The sequence below is a fragment of the Citrobacter koseri ATCC BAA-895 genome, from assembly GCF_000018045.1.
GTDB classification, from domain to species: domain Bacteria; phylum Pseudomonadota; class Gammaproteobacteria; order Enterobacterales; family Enterobacteriaceae; genus Citrobacter_B; species Citrobacter_B koseri.
The window spans coordinates 3466628-3490798 of the sequence record NC_009792.1 but is presented as its reverse complement, the minus strand read 5'-3'; the positions used below and the strand labels follow the sequence as shown (position 1 = coordinate 3490798).

19 protein-coding genes are annotated in these 24171 nt (G+C 54.5%); 7 read left to right on the top strand and 12 right to left on the bottom strand.

The window, feature by feature from the left end:
* Positions 1-103: 103 nt before the first annotated feature.
* From fumA to uxuA, 12 genes are all read right to left on the bottom strand, one after another.
* Complete coding sequence (fumA, locus tag CKO_RS16040; RefSeq protein WP_012134521.1) at positions 104-1750, bottom strand: class I fumarate hydratase FumA; 1647 nt, start codon at positions 1748-1750, stop codon at positions 104-106.
* A gap of 86 nt (positions 1751-1836) precedes the next feature.
* The gene (gene dcuB / locus CKO_RS16035) at positions 1837-3177 is read right to left on the bottom strand and encodes an anaerobic C4-dicarboxylate transporter DcuB (protein WP_012134520.1); all 1341 of its coding nucleotides are present in this window, start codon (positions 3175-3177) and stop codon (positions 1837-1839) included.
* Between the two features lie 597 nt (positions 3178-3774).
* Complete coding sequence (dcuR, locus tag CKO_RS16030) at positions 3775-4494, bottom strand: two-component system response regulator DcuR (RefSeq protein ID WP_012134518.1); 720 nt, start codon at positions 4492-4494, stop codon at positions 3775-3777.
* The gene (locus CKO_RS16025; protein ID WP_024130815.1) at positions 4491-6122 is read right to left on the bottom strand and encodes a sensor histidine kinase; all 1632 of its coding nucleotides are present in this window, start codon (positions 6120-6122) and stop codon (positions 4491-4493) included. The genes dcuR and CKO_RS16025 overlap by 4 nt, the downstream gene beginning before the upstream one ends.
* Positions 6123-6231: 109 nt before the next feature.
* The gene (locus CKO_RS16020; RefSeq protein ID WP_012134516.1) at positions 6232-7185 is read right to left on the bottom strand and encodes a nickel/cobalt transporter; all 954 of its coding nucleotides are present in this window, start codon (positions 7183-7185) and stop codon (positions 6232-6234) included.
* A 105-nt stretch (positions 7186-7290) separates the two neighbouring features.
* On the bottom strand, positions 7291-8070 hold the full coding sequence (locus tag CKO_RS16015; RefSeq protein ID WP_012134515.1) for a heme ABC transporter ATP-binding protein: 780 nt from the start codon (positions 8068-8070) through the stop codon (positions 7291-7293).
* On the bottom strand, positions 8063-9055 hold the full coding sequence (locus CKO_RS16010; RefSeq protein WP_012134514.1) for a FecCD family ABC transporter permease: 993 nt from the start codon (positions 9053-9055) through the stop codon (positions 8063-8065). The genes CKO_RS16015 and CKO_RS16010 overlap by 8 nt, the downstream gene beginning before the upstream one ends.
* The gene (locus CKO_RS16005; protein WP_012134513.1) at positions 9055-9876 is read right to left on the bottom strand and encodes a heme/hemin ABC transporter substrate-binding protein; all 822 of its coding nucleotides are present in this window, start codon (positions 9874-9876) and stop codon (positions 9055-9057) included. The genes CKO_RS16010 and CKO_RS16005 overlap by 1 nt, the downstream gene beginning before the upstream one ends.
* The gene (gene chuS, locus CKO_RS16000) at positions 9873-10901 is read right to left on the bottom strand and encodes a hematinate-forming heme oxygenase ChuS (RefSeq protein ID WP_012134512.1); all 1029 of its coding nucleotides are present in this window, start codon (positions 10899-10901) and stop codon (positions 9873-9875) included. The genes CKO_RS16005 and chuS overlap by 4 nt, the downstream gene beginning before the upstream one ends.
* Before the next feature lie 45 nt (positions 10902-10946).
* Positions 10947-12929: a TonB-dependent hemoglobin/transferrin/lactoferrin family receptor gene (locus tag CKO_RS15995; protein ID WP_012134511.1), complete on the bottom strand. Its 1983-nt coding sequence runs from the start codon at positions 12927-12929 to the stop codon at positions 10947-10949.
* A 75-nt stretch (positions 12930-13004) separates the two neighbouring features.
* On the bottom strand, positions 13005-13241 hold the full coding sequence (gene hemP, locus CKO_RS15990; protein ID WP_077956852.1) for a hemin uptake protein HemP: 237 nt from the start codon (positions 13239-13241) through the stop codon (positions 13005-13007).
* Positions 13242-13391: 150 nt separating this feature from the next.
* Positions 13392-14456 (bottom strand): mannonate dehydratase, encoded by a 1065-nt coding sequence (gene uxuA, locus CKO_RS15985; RefSeq protein WP_012134508.1) that lies wholly within the window; start codon positions 14454-14456, stop codon positions 13392-13394.
* A gap of 478 nt (positions 14457-14934) precedes the next feature.
* On the opposite strand from uxuA, the gene uxaC reads away from it, so the two are divergent.
* The 7 genes from uxaC (at position 14935) to CKO_RS15950 (ending at position 24160) form a co-directional block, all read left to right on the top strand.
* On the top strand, positions 14935-16344 hold the full coding sequence (gene uxaC, locus CKO_RS15980; RefSeq protein WP_012134507.1) for a glucuronate isomerase: 1410 nt from the start codon (positions 14935-14937) through the stop codon (positions 16342-16344).
* Between the two features lie 20 nt (positions 16345-16364).
* Positions 16365-17909, top strand: a complete 1545-nt coding sequence (locus tag CKO_RS15975; RefSeq protein ID WP_012134506.1) for an MFS transporter — start codon at positions 16365-16367, stop codon at positions 17907-17909.
* Between the two features lie 73 nt (positions 17910-17982).
* Positions 17983-19446 (top strand): mannitol dehydrogenase family protein, encoded by a 1464-nt coding sequence (locus CKO_RS15970; RefSeq protein WP_012134505.1) that lies wholly within the window; start codon positions 17983-17985, stop codon positions 19444-19446.
* 372 nt (positions 19447-19818) lie between these two features.
* Entirely contained in the window at positions 19819-20862 is a 1044-nt protein-coding gene (locus CKO_RS15965; RefSeq protein WP_012134504.1) for a TRAP transporter substrate-binding protein, read from the top strand.
* Positions 20863-20938: 76 nt separating this feature from the next.
* Entirely contained in the window at positions 20939-22813 is a 1875-nt protein-coding gene (locus tag CKO_RS15960) for a TRAP transporter large permease (protein ID WP_012134503.1), read from the top strand.
* A 117-nt stretch (positions 22814-22930) separates the two neighbouring features.
* A complete protein-coding gene (locus CKO_RS15955) occupies positions 22931-23695 on the top strand; it encodes an SDR family NAD(P)-dependent oxidoreductase (protein WP_012134502.1) in 765 nt (254 codons plus the stop codon).
* A gap of 45 nt (positions 23696-23740) precedes the next feature.
* The gene (locus CKO_RS15950) at positions 23741-24160 is read left to right on the top strand and encodes an RbsD/FucU family protein (protein WP_012134501.1); all 420 of its coding nucleotides are present in this window, start codon (positions 23741-23743) and stop codon (positions 24158-24160) included.
* Positions 24161-24171 lie beyond the last annotated feature (11 nt).

Genomic DNA, 24171 nt, shown 5'->3' with positions numbered 1-24171 from the left:
CCACAGGACTGATAAACGTAGCGCCATCGGGGGGTAAGCGGCGTATCCATCATGCTGTAAATAAAGGGAAAAACGGCCCGACAGGATCGCCGGGCCGGGCAGGTTATTTCGCGCAGTTCGCGCACTGTTTGCTGACAATCTGCTGGAAGAAATCGTTGCCTTTGTCATCCACCAGGATAAACGCCGGGAAGTCTTCCACTTCGATTTTCCAGATCGCTTCCATACCCAGTTCCGGGTACTCCACGCACTCCAGATGCTTGATACTCTGTTGCGCCAGCACCGCAGCCGGGCCGCCAATGCTGCCCAGATAGAAGCCGCCGTATTTGTGGCAGGCGTCGGTGACCTGCTGGCTACGGTTGCCTTTCGCCAGCATGATCATGCTGCCGCCGTGAGATTGCAGCAGGTCAACGTAGGAGTCCATGCGTCCTGCGGTGGTTGGCCCCAGGGAGCCGGACGGGTATCCTGCTGGCGTTTTCGCCGGGCCTGCGTAGTAGATAGGGTGATCTTTAATGTACTGCGGCAGACCTTCGCCGGATTCGATACGCTCTTTCAACTTCGCATGGGCGATATCGCGACCGACGATGATGGTGCCGCTCAGCGACAGGCGGGTTGATACCGGGTACTGTGAAAGCTGGGCGAGGATCTCTTTCATCGGCCGGTTGAGGTCAACTTTCACCACTTCGCCTTCACCGGCCTGACGCAGGGATTCCGGGATGTACTGCGCGGGATTGTGCTCCAGTTTTTCGATCCAGATCCCTTCACGGTTGATTTTGGCTTTGATGTTGCGGTCAGCCGAGCAGGAGACGCCCATGCCGACCGGGCAGGACGCGCCGTGACGCGGCAGGCGGATTACCCGGATATCGTGCGCGAAGTATTTACCGCCAAACTGTGCGCCAAGGCCGAGCTTCTGCGCCTCTTCCAGCAGTTCCTGTTCCAGTTGAATATCGCGGAAGGCCTGGCCGTGTTCGTTACCTTCAGTCGGCAGACCGTCGTAATAATGCGCACTGGCCAGCTTCACGGTTTTCAGCGTGCTTTCCGCCGATGTCCCGCCAATCACAAACGCGATGTGGTACGGCGGGCAGGCTGCGGTGCCCAGGGTGCGCATTTTCTCAACGAGGAAGTTTTTCAGCTTGCCGGGCGTCAGCAGCGCTTTGGTTTCCTGATACAGATAGGTTTTGTTCGCCGAGCCGCCGCCTTTTGCCACGCAGAGGAACTTGTATTCGTCGCCATCAACCGTGTAGAGGTCGATTTGCGCGGGCAGGTTGGTGCCGGTGTTGACCTCTTTGTACATATCCAGCGCGGCGTTCTGCGAATAGCGCAGGTTGTCTTCGATATAGGTGTTGAACACGCCTTTGGAGAGCGCGGCTTCATCGCCGCCGCCCGTCCAGACGCGCTGGCCCTTTTTACCGACGATAATCGCCGTGCCGGTATCCTGGCAGGTCGGCAGAACGCCTTTAGCGGCAATTTCGGAGTTGCGTAAAAATTGCAGCGCGACGTACTTATCGTTTTCGCTGGCTTCGGGGTCATGGAGAATGGAGGCGACTTGTTGCTGGTGCTCCGGGCGGAGCATAAAGGAGGCATCGTGGAAGGCTTGCTGGGCCAGGAGCGTCAGGGCCTGTGGCTCAACCTTCAGTATCGACTCTCCTTCAAATTCGCCAACGCTAACGTGATCGGAGGTCAGGAGATAATACTCCGTTTTGTCTTCCCCCATCGGGAAAGGCGCCTGATATATAAATTCTTTATTCGACATATGCTTCCAGCCTTTTTAATTATCCTGAATTATTTGAATTGTATAGATGGCGTGCCGCGCGATAACGGGCGGCACGCAAGGTGCTGTTACAGGAACCCGTACATGGCGGCGAAGATCCAGCCAAATACACAGGAGACGCTTACGCCAATCAAACCGGGCAGAATAAAGCTGTGGTTAATGACGAAGCGACCAATGTGGGTGGTGCCGGAACGGTCGAACTGAATCGCGGCCAGATCGCTCGGGTAGGTCGGCAGAATGTAGTAGCCATAGCACGCTGGTGCTGACGCCACGATGTAAGCCGGGTCTACGCCGATAGCCAGTGCTAACGGAACGATCGCCGCCAGCGCCGCCGCCTGGGAGTTTACAAACTTGGAGACCAGCAGCAGAACAATCGCATAGGCCCACGGATACTCTTTCACCATTTCGCCCAGCACGCTTTCGATTTCAGTCATGTGCGCGCCGAACATGGTTTCCGCCATCCAGGCAATACCGTACACCGCCACAATCGCGATCATACCTGAACGGAAGACTTCATTTTTTGAGATAGAAGCAGGATTGGTTTTTGTCAGGATAATAATCAGCGCGCCGGTCAGCAGCATGAACATCTGAATGACCAGCACCATCGACAGCGGTTTGCCGCCGAAGACCGGACGCAGTTCAGAGAAGGCGCCTAACAGAGCGACAACGGCGATGGCCGACAGGAAGATCCACATGGCCAGCCAGTTGCTTTTCGGCAGTTTTTTATCCAGCAGCGTGGCGGTGTCGCCATACACGTAGTGGTAGTTTTCCGGGACGGAGATGAACTTCTGGAACTCTTCGTCTTTATCCAGATCTTTACCACGGAACCAGCTGAAAATACCGATAGCCAGGATACCCAGCAGGGTCGATGGAATGGTGATGGAAAGCAGGTCAAGGAACTCCAGATGCTTACCGTTAAAGGTGAAGTTACCCAGCATCGCGACCAGCGAAACGACCGCCACAGAAACCGGGCTGGCGATGATCCCCATCTGCGCGCCGATAGAACTGGCTGCCATAGGACGTTCCGGGCGAATATTGTTCTTAATCGCGACGTCGTAGATGATGGGCAGAATGGTGTACACCACATGGCCCGTACCGCACAGGATGGTCAGCGTGCAGGTTACAAACGGGGCGACGATGGAGACGTATTTGGGGTTGCGACGCAGCAGCTTCTCGGCAATCTGCAACATCACATCCAGGCCGCCGGAGGCCTGTAGCGTGGCGGAGGCGGCGACCACGGCGATGATCACCAGCATCACGTCGACGGGCGGTTTACCCGGCTGGAGGTGGAAAACAAAGACCAGAATGACCAGACCGATACCGCCTAATAAACCCAGCGCGATACCGCCTTTTCTGGCGCCATAAAACAAACACACTAATATTATGATAAGTTGTATACTAAATAACATTTATCTACCCTCGCGATAAACCTGTTTAATTTTTGATAAATAGATCACAGTCATGTTCTGTTTTTTGTGAATTGTCCTCAGAGCCTGACGAATATTCGCTTTGTCTGTATTGATGATTAATCTCTAAACATGAAATAAGAATTTTTCAGTAAATCATGAGTCATTCTTGGCTTCTGTTTATGGCGTATTCAGAGAACGAAGCTCCCTGGCGATGGGCTGGTTAACAAAGAAGAGCAGGGCAGGTTGTGTGTTTTGTATTCTATGTCACTGAATTTCAGGAACATATCGTCTGCTCACAAAAATAGCGTTATTTTAATTTTTTTTATGTGTCCGGTGAATCCCAGACTACTCCTTTATAGTTAAAAATACACACTCTACGAGTCACATAATACTTAATTAACTTTTGTTACCGTTTTTGAAATTAAAAACAACGTGACGCTTCTGAATAATAAGCTGATGAATTAAAACATATTTGTGTTCATATTTGATCTGGCACAAATTCTCTATTTTTGAAGGTGTAACTTGTGCCTTTGTTATTTTTCATTATTGTAATAATTGTTACCTTTATATAACGCATAATGCGAAGCGGCTTCTTTTCTACTGGCAATATTGCTTAAGTAAAGAATAATGTTCGGCCTGAATACGATAACGGTAAACCGGTCTGCCGGTCACGCCATAATGGATGCTGGTAAACAGAATATGGCAATTGACCAGCCAGATAAGATATTTACGGCAGGAAACGCGGGAAATATTGACCTCATTCGCCAGCTCGTCAGTTGAAAATTCCTGGTCCTGGTGCGCATCGATCCACTGACACAGGGTGCGCAGCGTTTGCGGCGTCAGCCCTTTAGGCAGGCGTCGGGTATCCGGCTCATTGGATGCACTGCCGTGAATCAGCCGATCCAGCTCTGATTGTTCATAATACTGGTGTTTCTCCATCGCCGTTTTCTTTTGCAGCCAGCCGGTCAGCGCCTCTTCAAAGCGGGAAGCCTGAAACGGTTTGATCAAATAATCGACCACGCCGTAATGGAGCGAATCTTTGATGGTGGTGGCGTCGGCGGCGGAGGAGATAACGATGACGTCACATTTGCATCCGGCGCTGTGCAGGACGGGCAGCAGGTCCAGCCCGTTCTCCTTCTGCATGTAAATATCCAGTAAAATCAGATCAATATGGTTTTCGCCATCGAAGATAAACGCTTTTGCTTTCTCCAGCGTAGACGCGGTGCCGCAGCAGTGAAAGCCAGCGATCTGCGCAACATAGCGGCGGTTTAACTCTGCTACCATCGCATCGTCATCGACAATTAAAACATTGATCATATGCTGGTCCTCTCCCCGTCCCAGGGTATTTGAACAAAAAATTGTGTGAAGATCCCGGGTTCCGATTCGACGGTAATATTGCCGCCGATACTCTCAACTTGCTGTTTTACAATCGCCAGACCGACGCCACGCTCCGTTCCCTTTGACGAGACACCTTTGTCAAAAATTTGCTCTATGCGTTCGGGGTCAATTCCCGGCCCGTCATCGTTGACTTCACAATGCAGCCAGCCATGCCGATAATGCAAGGATACGCTGATTTCACCGCCGGGTTGTTGACCTAGCGCCTCCAGCGCGTTTTCAATTAAATTGCCCAGAATGGTAATCAATACGGTGATTTGATCTTCATTACGGCTGTCCGGTAATCGACTTTCATTGCTAATCACCAGGCTGTGCCCTAAATCGGAGGTGCGATTAATCTTACTGAGCAAAAAGCCTGCGATAACGGGCGACTTTATTTTCCCCAACAGTGAGCCGATCTCTTCCTGATAGTTATTAGCCGTCTTAATAATATAATCTTCAAGCTGCTTATAACTCTTCAGATGCAATAATCCCAGAATGACATGTAATTTGTTCATAAATTCGTGGGATCGTTCACGGAGTGCATCCGCGTAGTTGACCATTCCGTCCAGACGCTGCATGAGCTGGCGGACTTCTGTTTTGTCCCTGAACGTGGAGATCGCGCCGATGATTTTTCCATTGCTGCGTACCGGAACGGTGTTGATAAGCAGCAGACGATCTTTAACGGTAATCTCTTCATCCCGGCGCGGCGTACCGTCGCGGAGCACGTCGTTCAGATTCACTACCTGCGACCAGGCGTGGCTAAGCGAGGATAAGTGCGCGTCATCCTGTGATTTGCGGTAATCGAGGAGTTCCTGCGCCGCCTGGTTGATTAATGTCACCTCGCCGCCGTCGTCAACGGCGACTACCCCCTCTTTGATGGATTGCAGCATCGCCTGGCGCTGCTCAAACAGCGTGGAAATTTCATACGGCTCCAGGCCGAACAGGATGCGTTTGAGCACCTTCACCAGCACGTAAGTGCCCAGCAGCCCCACCAGCGCGCCGAACAGAATCGACCAGATGATGCTCCAGCGGCTGTTGTTGATCTGCTCCGTTACTCTGCTGAGCTCAAGGCCAATCGCCACGACGCCGATCTGCTGATGATTGTCGTCATAAATGGGCGTGAAAACCCGCAGCGCTTTGGCAAGAAAACCGCGATTGATGGCGACATTTTCATGCCCCTGTAGCGCCAGCAGGATGTCGTCGCCTTTAAACGGCTGGCCGATTCGCTGCGCTTCCGGGTGCGAATAGCGAATGCTCTTCATATCGGTAATCACGATAAATAACATATCGTTGCGTTTGCGAACCGCCTCGGCGATCGCCTGAATGCCGCTCTCTGTCGGCTTTTGCTTCATACGCTGGCGAATTTCCGGGGAGTCCGCCAGCGTACGGGCGACCGCCAGCGCTTTGTCTGCCAGCGCGTCGCGCGTCATGTGGCTGATCTGTGAGAAATAAATCAGATGGACGACGAGCAGCACGGAGAACAACACGGCGCTGACCATCAATATCACGGTCGTGCCGAGTTTCATCTGGCGTTTTCGTCCAGCGCGGCGTTGCAGAGAATGTTTCATCGCGATCCTGAGATTACACATTGTGTGGGTATTATCCCTGATGGGACGGGTAATTCAAAGGAGGTAGGGAAAGACAGGGGCATAAGCACGCTATCGCCCGGCAAACAGGTTAACACCCCGCCGCAATATAATCACCGTTCGCACTGATGGGGATCACCGTCAGAAACAGAATGAGGGCAAACAGCACCAGCGCCAGCCCGCCGATGATACGGATAACCGGCCCCAGCCAGCGCAGGGGGGCATGGTTCCCGGCAAACAGCGCCTGGGTCTGGTTGCGTGCGTAACGTACCGCCAGCGACAGCCCCATAATCGACAGCGCCGTGCCGAAGGACATGGTCATGACGGCGGCAATCCCCCAACTGACAATGCCGAGCGCGTTGGAGAACAGTAAAATCATGATTGCCCCGCTACAGGGGCGGGCGCCTGTCGCCAGAATCACGCCGAGGCGTGTTTTCCAGTTGCCGTCGGTGAGTTCTGCGCCCACGCCGTGATGCCCGCAGCCACAGTGTTCGTCGTGGCTGTGCGGCAGAGAGAAACGCGAGAAAATGGGCTTTGGACGCAGGGTTTTTAACGCCTGGTAGATGATAAATAGCCCGAACGCGCCAATCAGGACGGCGCTGATTTTCTCGACGTACCAGCGGCTGGTGCTGAGATCGCCGGCGGCCAGGTTGAAGCCGACCGCCAGAATAAACACGAACAGTATGGCGCTGACGCCCTGCATCAGGCTGCCAATAAAGGGCACGACCCGCGCGGCAAGCAGGCTCTCTTTCGTCGTGCTCAGCCAGGTGGTGACGATAAATTTCCCATGCCCCGGCCCAATCGCATGCAGTACGCCATAGAAGAACGCGCCGGTCAGCAGCCATAGCCCGCCGGTGTACTGGTGGTTATTGAGTTGCAGCAAATACATGACCAGATAGCGGTGCAGGGTGATCTGGGCGGCGAGACACCACTGGATAAACGCTTCCCAATGGCTGTGCACGGTGAAACCTGCCCACAGCAGCGTCAACATCAGGAGTCCTGCCAGCGGTAAACGCAGGGAGGGAAGCTGTTTTGGTGCGATCATGATTCCGCCTGGTAATGAGTTTTGCGGAAAGTATAGCCTGAGGAAAGCGATTCTCCGCAGAATTGTCTGCCGGATAAGGCGAAGCCGCTATCCGGCATTTTCCGGTTAAGGCACGAGGAAGATCTGCGGCCCGCCGCTTGTCGGGTGTGTTCCGACGTGGACTTCCGCGCCGTACCAGCGGGTTAGCGTACCGGCTTGCAGAACCTCGGCGGGTGCGCCTTCGGCAACGATGTTGCCGCCATGCAGCAGCACGATTCGATCCGCCCACAGGGCCGCCAGGTTGAGATCGTGCAGCACGATGCAAACATGCAGATGGCCCTTACGGGTCAGCGTTTTCAGCAACCGCAGTAAATGCTGCTGATGGAACAGATCCAGCGCGGAGGTGGGCTCATCAAGAAAAAGCCAGCCGCGTGGGGAGCCGTCGCACCATAGCTGCGCCAGCGCGCGCGCCAGCTGTACGCGCTGCTGTTCGCCGCCGGACAAGGAAGCGTAGTGTCTTCCCGCCAGCGGCAAACATTCCGTAAGCTGCATCACCTGATGAATCACCGCCGGTTCGGGCTGCTGCGTCCAGGGCATTCGCCCCATGCCGATTACGGCCTCAACGGGCCAGTCGAACCCCATTCGCGTTTGCTGAAGCATGACCGCGCGGTAGCGGGACAGCGTCTGCGCAGGCCATTGCTCAAGCGGTTTGCCAGCCAGCAGGCAACGCCCGTCTGCCGGAGTGAGATAACCGGTGAGCAGCCTTAACAGCGTCGATTTCCCGGCACCGTTGGGGCCAATTAATGCCAGCAGTTCTCCCTGGGTCAGGGAGAGCGAGATATCGCGAATAATTGTTCTGCCCGCAGCGGCGTAGCTGACGCTGTCAGCGAGAAAACGTTCAGCCATACTGACCTCCCCGGCGGAAAATAAGCCACAGGAACCACGGCGCGCCCAGAATACTGGTCAGCAGCCCGACCGGCATTTCAGCCGGGGCAACCAGCGTTCGGGCGATGGTATCGGCAATCAGCAGCAGAAAGGCGCCCGCCAGCACGGAGCCGGGGATCACCGCACGATGGTCCGCCCCTAGCCACATCCGTATCAGATGCGGCACGACCAGACCGATAAAACCGATCACGCCGCTGACGGCGACAGCCGCCGCCACCAGCAACGCGCTACAGATCAGCAGGATTCGCTGAACAACCCGAACATCGACGCCCAGGTAATGCGCCTCTTCCTCTCCCAGTTGCAGCAGGTTAAGCGCGCCAGCAAGACGCCAGATGAGAAATACCGTTGGGATCATCAAAGAGGCGACCGCCAGCAGCGTTGACCACTGCGCCTGGCCAAGGCTACCCATTCCCCATAGCGAGAGCTGGCGTAGCTGCGTGTCATTGCTGATCCACGACAACACGCCCACCGCCGCGCCGCATAGCGCATTAATGGCGATGCCGACCAGCAGCAGCCGGGAGAGCGAACTGTCCCGCTGTCGGCTGAGCAGGAAAATAACGACCGTTGCGATGAGCGCGCCAATGAATGCCGCCAGCATCGGCGCATACAGCATAATCAGGGGAGGCAGCGTGAGCGGAAGGACGACCCACAGCGCAACGGCTAACGCCGCGCCGCTGCTGATGCCGAGCAGTCCCGGATCGGCGAGGGGGTTGCGAAAGAGCCCCTGCATCACGCACCCGGACAGCGCCAGCGAGCCGCCAATCACCAGCGCGAGCAGAACCCGGGGCAGACGAATGTTGAACCAGATCTGGCGTAACGCGTCGTCGCCGTCATGCCAGAGCAGGCTGAGCGGCAGGCGTAATGCGCCAAAACCGCTTGCCACGACCGTCACCACTGCCAGCATCAGCGCCAGCGTATACAGAGAAAGCGTGATCCGCCGTGGCATCAGGGCAATGACTCCGCTTTCGCGCGTAGCTGCTGAATCGCCTGAGGCGTACGCACGCTAAAACCGAGCAGCGCCATATCATCGACCGCGAACACCTGCTTATTGCGCCCGGCAGGGGTCTGCGCCAGTCCAGGTAACTTCCAGAGATTCTCTTCGCCGCCCATCGCCGTTAATCCCTCCTGGGGAATCACCACCAGATCGGGCTGGCTGGCGATCACGCCTTCCTGTGAGAGCGGCTGATAGCGGGAGACGCCCTGCATCGCATTTTGTAGCCCTGCCGCGCGAATGGCGGCATCCGCTCCCGTTTGCTGTCCGGCGGCCATCGCGCTCATTCCGCCGTGGTTAAGAATAAACAGCACCCGCTTATTGAGCGGCGTGGTCGGCAGCGCGGAGATCTCTTTATTCAGCGTCTGGCGCAGCGCCTCGCCTTCAGCCACCCGGTCGGTGGCGTTGGCGATGACCTGCACTTTCTCGTCAATGACGCGCAGGTCGTTGCGGCTCGGTACGGTAATGACCCGAACATGACTTTGCTCGACCTGTTTGAGTACCAGCGAGGGCTGAGCCTGGCTGCTTGCCAGCACAAGATCGGGACGCGTGGCGAGGATACCTTCGGCATTTAGCTGGCGCAGATACCCCACATCCGGCAGGGCAGTGGCCTCCGGCGGCCACTGGCTGGTGCTGTCGCGGGCGACCAGCGAAGACTGTGCGCCGAGTGCGTACACGATCTCGGTGACATCTCCGCCGAGCGCGACGATCTTATCCTGTTTCGCGGCAAGAACCGTCAGCGGCAGGGCGGCAATCAGGGCAAGCAGTTTTTTCATGCCGCCAGCCCTTTTGGCATCAGCGCCTCAATCTGTTTGCGCCACTGTGTCTGTTCTGGTTCGCCTTCCGTACGCTGACCGTAAAGCTGAGCGATTTGCGTGCCGTCATGCGCAAAGAGTTCCAGACTGGTGACGTGGCCGTCTGCGGTAGGTTTGCGGGTTATCCAGGTCTCGGCAATCGTCTCTTCCAGCAGGTGCAGCGTAAACGTCGGGTTGAAAATATTCAGCCAGCCTTTCATCGGCACGACTTTTTCGACCACGCCGGTGAAAATTTGCACGCAGCCTCTGTTGCCGACGAACACCATGATTTCATTGCCGTCTTTAAGGGCGGCGTCGAGGAGCTGCGCCAGCGCGCCGTTCGGCACCTTGCAGGCCAGATCGTCAGCGACCCGTTCAAAAGCCTGCTGGCGGGTCAGGTTGTGGCGCTTGAGCAGCGTGAAGAACTGGTGAACGTCGGTCATCGCGCGCCACTCTCTGTCAACGGTCACGGCATCGGCAGCCGTTTCGTTAACAGGGGTTTCAGCCGCTTTCAGCGCCAGCGGCGCATTCTCGGTCACGATAAAATGTTGCAGAAGCTCGTCCCAGGCGGCGGTATCGGTGTTGTCTGTGGCATACACCTTCAGGAGCGCATCGCCCTGATGATCAAAGAATTGAATGCTCTGGCGCTCGCCGCGGGCGGTCGCTTCTTTAATGTGGAACACGCTGGCCCATTGATTTAAAAATAAGCGCAGATCGAGCGCGCGTGGGTTCAGTACCAGCCCGGCGTGACCGCTCAGGTGTTGATTGGTGAATGCGCCGACCTGCTCGTGTACCGCATACTCGTTGCGGCAGATGCATTTTGTTTCGCCAACGGATTCCAGCGCCGCGAAAATTTCACGCGTGTCGCCGCGCAGCCGCCATGCGTCATGACCGACGCGGGCAAACGTCAGCTCCGCCTCGCTGATCCCCAGTAAACCAGCGATGTCACGCGCGTACTTACCAGGATGTTGTTCTTTTAGCTCAAGCCAGCGTGTGTAGTGGTTCATTGTCTCTTCCTTCCAGTGTTTGCCCCGGCGAACCGGGGCGGGTGATTACCATTGATAGCTCACGAAAATCTTGCCGTTGCGCCCGTCCTGCGGGATGCCCTGCGGCGACCAGTACTCTTTATCGAAGGCGTTACCCAACACCAGCGTGGTGGTCATGCCTTTCAGCGCCTGCTGTCCCTGGTAGCTAACGTAAAAGTCGTTGACGGCATAACCCGGCTGTTTGCTGTATTCGCTGCTGATATGCGTTGAGCGATCGGCAAACGTTCCTACCCAGCCAACGGAGAAGCCGCTCTGCGCGACGGGAATATTCAGCTTGCTGGTGACGGTATCCGGGTTAATGCTGGAGATATATTCTCCGGTATCCTTGTCTTTCCCACGGGTGCGGTTGTAGGCCACGTCGAGGCTGAACAGATCAGCGGTATATTTCGTCATCACATCCCAGCCCCAGATTTTGGCGTTCGGGACGTTGTAAGACATGGTGGTCGCGGCGGCGAAATCGACGGTCGTGGAGATGTAATCTTTTGCTTTGGTATCAAAGTAGCTGGCTTTGAACTCCAGCGCATCGTTGGACAGCATCAGATTGTCGAAACGCAGACCAAAACCGTACTCCTGCGTTTCGTTGGTTTCCGGGCGCAGGTTAGGGTTTGGCACCCAGTAGTTAGTGTAGAAGCTGCCAATGGAGAAGTGTTTTGCATCGTTATACATTTCACCCATTGTCGGCGCGCGGAATGCCTGGGCGTAAGAGCCAAACAGCATCAGCCAGTCCGTCGGGCTGACGGTTAACCCGGCGCGGGATGACCATTTATCGGCATCAACATCGTCATAGCCGTCGCTGCTGCCGCGGTAGTTGTCGTAACGCGTGCCGCCCAGTAGGGTGACGGGCAGGTCGCGAAGGGTGATTTCATCCTGCAACCAGCCGGAGCTGAAGTCGATTTTTGCTTCCGGGAAGCCGGTTGTTACGCCGCCGGGTTTTTGCTCCTGACGGTAATACTCTCCGCCATACGTCAGCAGGTGAGAGGCGAAAGCGTCGCTGAAGAGACGCGTGCGGTTTTCAACTTTTCCGCCTTTGGTGGTTTGTTTGCGAAATTCGCCCGTGTTATCGACGTTCTGGGCGTTGATGCGCGCTTCAGACCAGTACACTTTAGCATCGGCATTCAGCCAGTCGTTGCCCTGCGGCGCGATCCTGTAAGAGAGCTGCATGTCGCGCTGGATGGTCGAGCGATCCACAAGAGGGTTGCTGGTGGAGGCATCAATTGTTTGCGGGTTCTTCGGCTCTTGCGCGTCGTTGTTGTAGTAACGTAATGACCCACTCAGCGCCTGCGCATCGTTAATATACCAGGTGCCTTTTGCCAGCATGTTATTGATCGATTCATCATTTGGCGCCGTGGAGCCGTCGCCCTGACGCAGGTCGCCACGATCGCGGCTGGACCATGCCACCAGTCCATCAAGGTTATCGGTTCGGCCAAAGGCGCTGGCGCCCATTCCCAGACTGTGATCGCCGGTGCCGCCAGTGCCAAAGACGCGGAAACCGCTGTTCTGGCCTTCCTGAAGCAGATCTTTCGCATCGGCGGTTTCATAAGAGATCACGCCGCCCAGCGCGCCGCTGCCGTACAGCAGTGCGGAAGGGCCGCGAACGATCTCAATACGTTTGATCAACGCCGGATCGAGGAAGGTGCTGTTGAGGTGCCCGGTATCGGTTCCCTGACGAACGCCGTCCACCAGAATCAGTACGCCGCGACGATCATAGCCACGCATACTGATATCCTGGCCGTTGGTTCGCCCGCTTCCGCTCAGGGTGATCCCTGGAACAGGACGCAGCAGATCGGCTGCCGAGCTGGCGGTCTGGTTTTCGGGATCGGACGTATCGATAACGCTCACCATCATGGGGGCTTCAAAGGTGCTGCGCGCATTACCGGTCGCAGTGACGGTGATATCGTCTGTGGTCGCGTAAGCCGCTCCTGGCAGGGTGCTAACGATTGCCAGCGCCAGCAGAGATGGGCGCAAAGAGGCAGATTGCAGGCGTAACATAACAACTCTCCATAAGGAAATTGAAAAGTGCTGGCTGCCTGGGGGGAGACCTGGGTGGCTGGCGAAATTGGTTATTTATTTAGTCAGGATCAGTTTCCCGGATTGCGTCTGGCGGAGCAGATAATGTTCACCCTTATGCTCAATCAGTACCCAGCCTTCTTCGCCGAGCAATACTTTGCTGTCTATCTGGCGTTTGGTGCCTGAAGGAGAAAGCGGAGCGTTGTTTTTTATTATTGCAGCCATAGTGTTATGCATAGCGGGCGCATCCGTTATGAAAATGATAATAAACATGATAACAAGAATGATTATCATCAAGATCAATTTTTGCATCAAGCGTTTTTTCGTAAAATAGCGTCTGGATCAACTTTGGTGAGAAAAGCGGTGATATTGAGGGGTACGGCAAGTAAAAACCCGCAAAATGGCGGGTTTTTTATCTCGTTACATCGTGATTCACAACGGACTTTATTTTTTCTCCAGCGCTTCCCAGAGACCTGACAGGTAAGTGACGCCGAGTGCGCGGTCGTATAGACCATAGCCTGGGCGTCCCGTTTCTCCCCAGATAAAGCGACCGTGATCCGGGCGGATGTAGCCATCAAAGCCGTTATCGTGGAGCGCCTGCATTACGCGGTACATGTCCAGCGAACCGTACTGCGAAGGGTGGGCCGACTCGTAGAAGTCTTTATCTTTGATCAGCTTAATGTTGCGTACGTGCGCAAAATGGAGGCGCTTGCGACGCGTGAATTCAGCCAGGATTTCATAGACGTTATTTTCTGGATCTTCCGCGATCGAACCGGTACAGAGGGTGATGCCATTCGCCGGAGAGTCAACGGCATCGCAAATCATCGCCAGGTCGGCGTGGTTTTTGACCACGCGCGGAAGGCCGAAAATAGAATACGGCGGATCGTCCGGGTGAATGGCCATTTTCACGCCCACTTCTTCGCACACGGGAATAATCTCCCGGAGGAAATAAAACAGGTTTTCCCGCAGCTTGTCGTCATCCACCCCACTGTAGCGCGCGAATAATTCCTGCACTTTAGCCAGGCGCTCAGGTTCCCATCCCGGTAATGCGAAACCGTTGGAGTTATCCAGAACCTCTTTTACGACCTCTTCCAGCGTCTTATCAATGCCATGTTTTTCAAAGGCCATCGTCAGAGAACCGTCCGGCAGGACGTAGTTCATGTCCGTTTTCATCCAGTCGAAGACCGGCATGAAGTTATAACAGATGACCTTTATGCCAAAGCCCGCCAGGTTGCGGATCGTCTGCTTGTAATTCTCAATATAGCGATCGCGTTCCGGGGTGCCGATTTTGATGTCATCGTGGATATTGACGCTTTCGATGACTTCCATCTTCAGGCCCGCAGCGTGCGCCTGCTCAACCAGCGCCTTAATTTTTTCAACCGGCCACACTTCTCCAGGGGCGACATCATAGAGCGCCCCGACGACGCCTTCTACACCCGGCACCTGGCGAATGTATTCCAACGGGATTTTGTCTTCCTGTGGCCCAAACCAGCGCATTGTCATCTGCATTCTTTGTCCGCCTTTCTTATCTTATTGCGTATTTCGTATATTTGATTTCATACCATACTAGTATTGACTAGCATATTCAGTAATGACAATTTGATCAACCTTACCGTAGAAAAAAGATTAAATGCCGCCAGGAATATACATTTCCGTTAAGGGGAAGCTTTTACTGGAAAGCTTATTTCCGGTAAGTGTTTTAATTTTGTAAAATATAATGATCAGTTTGTTCTTATTTGTCGTTTATCGTGAAAATAGCCGCTATCGCACAGGGATTAATACACGCCATTATGACTGAAAGTGATTTTTTTATTGAAAGTTGCATAACATGATTTAAGTCACAAATTTCTTAATTACACTTGTATGGTAGTAGACTTTAAATGGGCGGGAGGGGTAATGTCGGGGCTATTAAGTACCTGTCATACACCGATTTTAGCCTCAACCTGGGGACGTTTTAGCAAAAGCCATCCCCTTGTGCGGAGTAATTATGTCCATGATAAATAAAAGTTTTATGATAAGTAACGAACCGGGTCAGCGGTTGTATTCTGAGCTGGCTAAGACGTTACCTATTATTGACTATCACTGCCATCTTGAAGCGAAAGCGATTTGGGAAAACAAACCTTTTGCCGATATTACCCAGCTTTGGCTGGAAGGGGACCATTATAAATGGCGGGCGATGCGCGCCAATGGCATACCCGAGCGGAAAATTACCGGCGATGCCTCTTCAGAGGAAAAATTTGAAGCGTGGGCGCAAACCGTTGAGGCCAGTTTTGGTAATCCGCTGTATCACTGGACTCATCTTGAACTGAAATATTATTTCGCGATTGAGGAAACGCTAAACAGTAAGAACTGGCGCACGATTATGGCGCAGTGTAATGAACAATTACGTCGCGATGATTTTTTACCGCAGGCGTTAATTACCCGTTCAAATGTTGAAGCGCTTTGCACAACCGATGGGCCGCTTGACGATCTGGAATATCATCAGCGACTGGCGGAAAAGCGTGATTTTTCAACGCTCGTGCTGCCGACCTTCCGTCCCGATGAACTGTTTGAAACGCATCCCGATCGTTTCCTGACGTTTGTTTCCCGCCTGTCGCAGAAAACCGGAAAAACCATTACCACTCTGAATGAGTTTCTCGCGGCGCTTGAAGCGCGCGTCGATTTTTTCCACAGCACGGGTTGCCGGGTGTCGGATCATGGGCCGCTGGCCGTTCGTTTTCGCCCGCTTGATGCTGCCGGGCAGGCCGCGCTGTTCCAGCGCCGACTGGCAGGTGATGTGCTGAGTGAAGATGAACTTCAGGCCTGGGATAGCCTTATTTTTGTCGCCTTAGCCAAAATGTACAAACAGCGCGACTGGGCAATGCAGATTCACTTTGGCGCGATTCGCAACAACAACACGCCAATGTTCGAAAAAATCGGCATTAACTGTGGCTTTGATTCCATTGGCGATCAGACGCACCTTGCGGAAAGCCTGAATGGTCTGCTGAACGCAATGGCGGAAAACAACGGTCTGCCGAAAACGATCCTCTACAACCTCAACGCCAGCTATAACGATGTGGTTGCCTCCACCATCGCTAATTTCCAGAGCGGTGAAGATGGCGTGAAATCCCCGCTGCAATTTGGCTCCGGCTGGTGGTTTAACGATACGCGACGCGGCATGGTGAATCAGCTCAATGCGCTTGCCGATCAGGGATTACTCTCTAACTTTATTGGTATGCTGACGGATTCCCGTAGCTTTGTCTCCTATACCCGACACGATTATTTCCGCCGAATCCTCTGTGATTTGATTGGCGGGTGGGTCGAAAGAGGGGAAGTGCCGGAGGACGATGCGATCCTCAATAACATGATTCGTGGCATCTGCGTGGATAACGCCCGCCGCTATTTCCGTTTTCGATAAGACTGATGCAGGAATAAACGATGACCCGTAAGAACAGAAAAGTCACCATTCCCGTCAGTATCGGCTACGGCCTGACGGATATCATGGGGGGCGGCGCATTTACCGTTATCGGTGCCTGGCTGCTTTTCTTCTATACCACCTTTGTTGGTCTGTCGCCGATTGAAGCGGCGTCTATTGTGGCGATCGCGCGTATTGTCGATGCGATCGTGAGCCTGTTTATGGGCAGCTTCACGGACCATTTCTATAAGCATTATTTGGGCAAGAAATTTGGCCGCCGCCGTTTCTTCCTGCTCATTGGCGCGCCACTCATGCTGGTTTACATCCTGTTATGGATGAACGGCATGAACTTCTGGTTCTATCTCGCTGTGTACCTGGCCTTTGAGATTATCGCCGCTATGGTGCTGATCCCGTGGGAAACGCTGCCGTCTGAGATGACCAAAGACTTCAATGACCGTACCAAACTGTCAACGTGCCGCATGTTCCTGTCGGCATCCGGGACGTTCCTTGCCACCTTTATTCCGGGCCTGCTGATCGGCTGGCTGGGTGAAAACAACGCGGATGCATATCTGATCAACGGCGTTGTATTTGCCGTGCTGTTTACGGTCTGTGTGTTTATCTCCTGGAAAGTGACCTGGGAACGTGAACTGACGCCGGAAATGCTGGCGGAAATGGAAAAAGAGCGTCAGCCGATGACTGCTGGCGAAAAACTGTCGGCGTTTGGCAACCTGTTCAAAGAGTATGCCTCAACGTTAAAAGTGCGCGCGTTCCGTAAACATCTGGCGATCTATCTCTTCTCCTTTACCGCCAAGGATGTCTACAACACCGTATTCGTCTTTTTCTGCGTCTACTGCCTGAATGTTTCATCCTCGCTGGCGGGAACATTGCTGTCGATGAGTATCGTCGGCTTGCCGGTCACGCTGGCGGCGGGCGTGGCGATTATTAAATATGGCCCTTCTCGCCTCTATGTCTTCTCCTACAGCCTGATGATGCTGTGCCTGGGCGGGTTCTTCCTGGTTTACCAGTTCCCGACCGACAACAAAATCGTATTGTTGGTGATTCTCGCCGGGGTTTACCAGGTTGGGCGCTGCATTCTGGAGTTCACGCCGTGGAACGTGTTCCCGTTCATCCCGGACATTGACGAAATGATCACCCGCCAGCGCCGTGAAGGGCTGTTTGCCGCCGTCATGACGTTCTCCCGTAAGACAACGGTAGCTATTGCGACCTTTGCCGTGGGCCTGCTTCTGCAAAGCGGCGGCTTCGTGAAAGGCAGCCAGACGCAGCCGCAGGAAGCGATCACGACCATTGCCATGCTGCTGTTCGTTGGTACGGCCGGGCTTCTGATCATTGCACTGTGGCAAGCGCTGACCTTCCATCTGAATAAGCGCACGCACAAAATTTTCGTGGACGAAATTGAACGCCTCAAAGCGGACGGTCTTAAACAGGATGTGACGCCGGAAGCCCGCCATATTGTGGAAGACCTGACGGGTTACAGCTATGACTCGCTCTGGTGTCAAAGCGCGCCTGAACGGGTAAAGCCCGCTGAACCCACCTCCATACTGAGCTGATACAGCCTGGCGGCAGCAAGGGCGCAATAGGCCTGCTGCCGCCAATCCCTCTTTTTATACAGTGAGTAGAAAGATGCAAAATAAGCTATTACACGCGAAAGCCACCGTTCCGAACTGGGATCGCAACGCGCTGGTTCCGCGAATTGTTCACCTGGGATTCGGCGCGTTTCATCGTGCGCATCAGGCCGTTTATGCGGATATTCTGGCTGCGGAACACGGCAGCGACTGGGGCTACACCGAAGTTAACCTGATTGGCGGCGAGCAGCAGATCGCCGATCTGAAAAATCAGGATCGCCTCTATACGGTGGCGGAAATGTCGGCCGATGCCTGGACCGCCCGCGTGGTTGGCGTAGTGAAGAACGCGCTGCATGCGCAGGTGGATGGCCTGGAAACGGTGCTGGCTGCCATGTGCGAGCCGCAGGTTGCCATTGTATCGTTGACGATCACGGAAAAAGGCTACTGCCACTCTCCGGCTACCGGCCAGTTGATGCTCGATCACCCGGCTATCGTTGCCGATCTGCAAAACCCTCAGCAGCCAAAATCAGCGCCGGGCGTTATTGTCGCCGCGCTGGCGCGCCGCAGAGCGGCGGGTCTCCCGGCGTTTACCGTGATGTCCTGCGACAATATGCCGGAAAACGGTCATGTTATGCGCAACGTAATATGCGCCTATGCGCAAGCCGTTGATGCCGGGCTGGCTGCCTGGATTGCGCAGAACGTGACGTTCCCCTCCACGATGGTGGATCGTATCGTCCCGGCGATGACGGCGGAAACGCTGGATAAGATTGAACAGCTTACCGGCGTGCGCGACCCGGCAGGCGTGGCCTGCGAGCCATTCCGCCAGTGGGTTATCGAGGATAACTTTGTCGCAGGCCGCCCGGAATGGGAAAAGGCCGGAGCCGAACTGGTGGCTGACGTGCTGCCGTTTGAAGAGATGAAGCTGCGTATGCTTAATGGCAGCCACTCTTTCCTCGCTTATCTGGGTTATCTTTCCGGCTATCAGCACATTAATGAGTGTATGGAAGATGAGCACTTCCGACGCGCCGCGAGGGCGCTGATGCTGGAAGAGCAGGCGCCGACGCTGAACGTGACGGGGGTGGATCTTACCCGCTATGCCGATATGCTGATTGCGCGCTACAGCAACACGGGGCTGCGTCACCGTACCTGGCAGATTGCGATGGACGGCAGCCAGAAACTGCCGCAGCGCATGCTGGATTCCGTTCGCTGGCACCTGGTTCACCACCATCGTTTCGATCTGCTGGCGCTGGGCGTTGCGGGCTGGATGCGTTACGTCGGCGGGGTGGATGAACAGGGAAACCGTATTGACGTTAGCGATCCGCTGTTGCCGGTCTTGCAGAATGCGGTGATGCAGAGCGCGGAAGGCGAGGCGCGGGTAAAAGCGCTGCTGGGCGTGGAGGCCATTTTCGGGAACGAATTACCGCATGAGCCGCTGTTTGTGGCGCAGGTAACGCAGGCTTACCTGTCGCTGCTGGAAAACGGCGCGAAAGCGACGGTTGCCCGCTATATCTCTGAACGGTAAAGCGTCAAGGAGTGCCGCCAGATAACGACGGCACTCCTGCGTTGACTGACTCCCCCCATTCACCAACCCTTTTCCTCTTTTTTCTCTCCCGTCGCTTCCTTCTGCGCTAAACAGTGACTAAACAGCAATGATGTCGTTTTAACGATGTAACGCACCTGCGCGAATTAGCGATGTCCGCCACAAAATTCACATATCACTCCCACTGATGAAAGGAAGCGACTTGCTTTTGTACAGGGAGGCGGATAGTTTCTGTAACGTTACACTAAAACGTTACAGAAGAAACATACAGCAGTTTTTCTCATTTACTCTCCTGGCGATTTAGCGGTGCCAGACGGCGTTATCGCTACCCTAATGGTATGTGGAAGGACAATCATGATGGAAATAAAACAGCTTCGTTCGACCAGACGTTTTTTAGCTTTAGCTTGCTTAAGTACCGCGCTGATAGCGGGCAGTGTGGTGACTTCTTTTGCTCAGGCAGCGCTTAATTTTCGCGTTTACTCCTCTTTGCCCGGGGATGATTCCTCCGCGCACTATATCTGGTTTACCCGTTTTCAGGAGAACCTGAACAAAAACGAAAAATTGAAAGGGCAAATTAAGCTCAACTATTTCGCCAACGGGATGTTAGGAAAAGAGGCCGATGCCACGCAGCAGGTACGCATTGGCGCAATCAATATGATGATCTCCGGCACCTCGATTTGGGCCACGCTGGTGCCTGAAATCGGCGTTCTGGATCTGGGTTATCTGTTTAAAGATTACGACCAGGTTGGCAAAACGCTGGACGGAAAAGCGGGCGAGCAGCTTTCTGCGTTAATGCTGAATAAAGCCAACGTTATGGTGCTGGGTTATGGCTATAACTTAGGCGCGCGTAATGTGTATACCAAAAAGGCCATTGAAAAACCTGAAGATTTAAAGAATCTGAAAATCCGCGTTCTGCCGGTGCCTAACTTTATCGCCACGCTGAATCATATGGGCGCGGTGGCGATTCCGATGCCGGGCGGCGAGGTCTATTCCAGTCTGCAAATGGGCGTTATCGATGGCGTTGAACATGATGCGCCGACCATCTACTCCAGCAAATATTATGAAATTATCAAGAATGGCACCCTGACCCGCCATAGCTTTAACCCGCTGATGATCGCCATGAATAAGAAGAGCTTCGAGCAAATTCCAGAAGCGCTGCGGGCCGATGTCCTTGCGGCGGCGCAGGAAGCCACAGAGTACGAGCGCCAGCAGGCAAGCCAGAAAGAGCAGGAAGCGATTAAAAACCTGGAAGCCAAAGGGGTGACATTCCGCGAGACCGATCGCGCGTACTTTGCGCAGCAGGTGCAGCCGGTCTGGAAGGCATTCCTCGATCAATATCCTGATATGAAACCGATTGTTGATGAGATTACCGCCGCGGCGCCAGGCGATAAGTCGTAATACGTGAGCCGCCGATTCAGCCGGTTTTGGGGTGGGTCGGCGGTATCACCCGGTAAGCCCATGAAAGGAGTCCAACATGGCAGATATCTCTATGAAAGCAAAGGATGAAAATGCTTTGCTGATGCTGTTAGGCCGACTGAGCAGAGGCTTAACGACCTTAACATCCTGGGCCGGGGCACTGGTGCTGTTTATCAACGTACTGGTGGTATTCGCATCCGTTATCTGGCGCTACGCATTGCATTCACCGATTCACTGGGCGGAAGAGGTGGCGCGTGCGCTGATGATTGCCCTCGTCTTTTTTGGCGTGGCCACGTCCACAGGCAGAGGCGGGCATATTGGCGTCGATCTGTTCCTGCGTTTTTTGCCCGAGCAGGTGCGCCCTTATGTTATCCACGCCAGTCGTTGGGTGCTGTTTCTGGTGTCGGTGGGGCTGGTGATTTCCAGCTATGACCTGGTGCAGGCCGCGCGGGTACAAACGACCGAGACCGGCCTGCCGCAGACGATTTACGTTATCCCGGTGTTGATCGGTTCCGTGGTAATGATGGTGGCCGCGCTGGAACATGCGCTGCATGAACGCGCGCGGGTTGTTCTGCTCAGCGGCGGCGGAATCCTGGTGCTGGCGGCGCTGGGGTATCTGAAACTCTCGCTGATGGCCGATCCGGCCAGCGCGGCGGCGGGACTGATGCTGATCTGTTTTGCGCTGGGTATCCTGGCCGGTGTGCCTATCGCGTTTACGCTGGGCATGTCCGCAATGGTGTTCTTTATTTGCGATCCGTCGTTACCGTTTGTCTTTTTCTCTCAGCAGGTTGCCGCCGGGGTGGATCACTTCGTTCTGCTGGCGATTCCGTTCTTTTTACTTGCCGGGGCGGCAATGGAAATCAACGGGATGTCAACGCGTCTGGTTGAGCTGATTGTGCGCGGGATGGGGCGCTTTCGCGGCGGGTTAAACATGACGACCGTGCTGTCGATGGCCTTCTTCTCCGGGATTTCCGGTTCCAAACTGGCGGATGTCGCCGCGGTGGGCGGTGTCTTGATGCCTGCGGTGCGTCGCGCTAAGCAGGACAGCGAAGAGGCCGCAGGAGTGTTCGCCGCATCGGCGGTGATGGCGGAGACCATTCCTCCGTGCGTAAACCTGATCGTGATGGGGTTTGTGGCGAATATCTCCATCGGCGCGCTGTTTATCGCCGGCCTGGTTCCCGCCGTCTGCCTGCTGGTACTGCTGATGATCGCGGCCAACCGTTTTGGCGGAAAAATTAACGTCAGCGAGGCTTACCCGGTTTTACGCCCGCGTGCGCAGCTCTACCTTGGCGCCGCCGTGGGGCTGGTCATGATCTTTATGATTGGCCGTGGGGTGATGATGGGGATTGCCACCTCGACAGAAATCTCCGCCTTTGCGGTGATTTACGCCATCGTTGTCGGTCGCCTGGCGTTTCGCGAGCTGACGCTGAAAGCGACGGTAAAAATGTTTATTGATATCGCGGCCATGTCCGGCGTACTGCTGTTCATCGTCGCCTGCGCGACCAGCCTTTCTTATGCGCTGACGATACAGATGATTCCGCAGCAAATTGCTGAACTGCTGGTGGGGATTGGAATGGAGCAGGGCGCCTGGCTGTTCCTGCTGTTGACCATTGTGATTCTGATTATCTTTGGCGCGGTTCTGGAAGGTGCGCCAGCGTTGATCATTTTCGCCCCTATCCTGGTGCCAATCGCCATTCAGCTTGGATTTAACCCGCTGCATTTCGGTATTGTCATGATTCTGGCGATGGGCTTTGGCTTATTTTCACCGCCGATTGGATTAGGGCTGTATACCACCTGCGCCATCTGCGGCGTGGAGATGAAACATGTTATTCGGCCAATGGCGAAATATCTGGCGGTTGTTTTCGTCGGCATCATCATTGTGGCGATGGCGCCGCCATTAACCACCTGGTTGCCTGGACTGGCAGGCTACTGATTATTCATTACGGATATTCGCCACGCTCAGTGGCGGGGATGTCCGCGCGCTGAAAATGGCAGTAACGCGACAGGTTATCGCCTGGCGATGTTTAAATCTGAATAAGTGGAGTATGAAATGGGATCATTAGTGGGTAAAAAAGTTTTTATTACCGGTGCGGAACAGGGTATTGGTAAAGAAACGGCCAGAAAATTAATTGAGGCCGGATGTGATATCTATATTCATTATTTCAGCGGCGAAGAAGGCCCACGAGAATTAATGGCCATTGCGGAGCAAAAGGGAGGCCGGGCGGCTTGCGGTTATGCTGATTTAACGAATGAGGAAGATGCCGCGCGGTGCGTTGCGCAGGGCGCGGCGTTTCTTGGCGGCATTGATATTCTGGTGAATAACGTCGGTGGAATTATCGCCCGAAAATGGCTCGGCGAGATCGAACCACAGTTCTGGCGTACCGTTATTGACGTGAATATGACCACGATGCTCAATGTCACCCAGCAGGCGTTACCCTGGCTGAAAGCCTCGCCAGATGGGGCGAGCATTGTGAATCTGGCGTCATTAGCCGGTCGTTCCGGCGGCCATGCTGGCTCTCTGGTTTATTCCACCACGAAAGGCGCCGTCTTGACCTGGACGCGCTCACTTGCCGCCGAACTGGGCGAATCTGGCATTCGGGTGAACGCCGTGGCCCCAGGATTGATTCTGGGCACCCGTTTTCATAATCAGCATACGACGCAGGCCTCTGCCGACCAGACGATTCAGGCTATTCCTTTGGGGCGCGCCGGTACGCCTGAAGATGTCGCCCGGGTGATCTGTTTCCTCGCCTCTGAATATGATGGTTTCGTCTCCGGTGCGACGATTGATATTAATGGCGGTATTTATCGGGCGTAAAAGCGGGCGGGTTGTAAAACCCGCCTGAGTTAAAAGGGACTCTTTATGATAAAGTCAGATATTATTCATCCTGATTTATTACAGGCATTGGCGCAGTGCGGTCATAAAGCCAATATTCTGATCGCGGACGCGAATTACTCTTTCCTGACCAACTCGTCACCGCAGGCACGTATTATCTGGCTTAACTTTTCTCCCGGCTTAATTGGCAGCGTGATGATTCTGGAGAAAATTCTTGGCTATATTAACGTAGAGAAAGCGACGTTAATGACGAGCCCGGCTGAATTTGATAACACGATTGAGCGTGAATACCGTGGTCTGCTTTCAGAAATGACGGAACTTGCTCATGTTGAGCGAAATGCGTTTTACGCGCTGGCGAAATCATCGGATACGCTGCTGGTGATTGCGTCAGGCGAAACCCGCCGTTTTGCCAATATTCTCCTCACCGTCGGCCCGACATTACTCTGAGAAGACGAGAA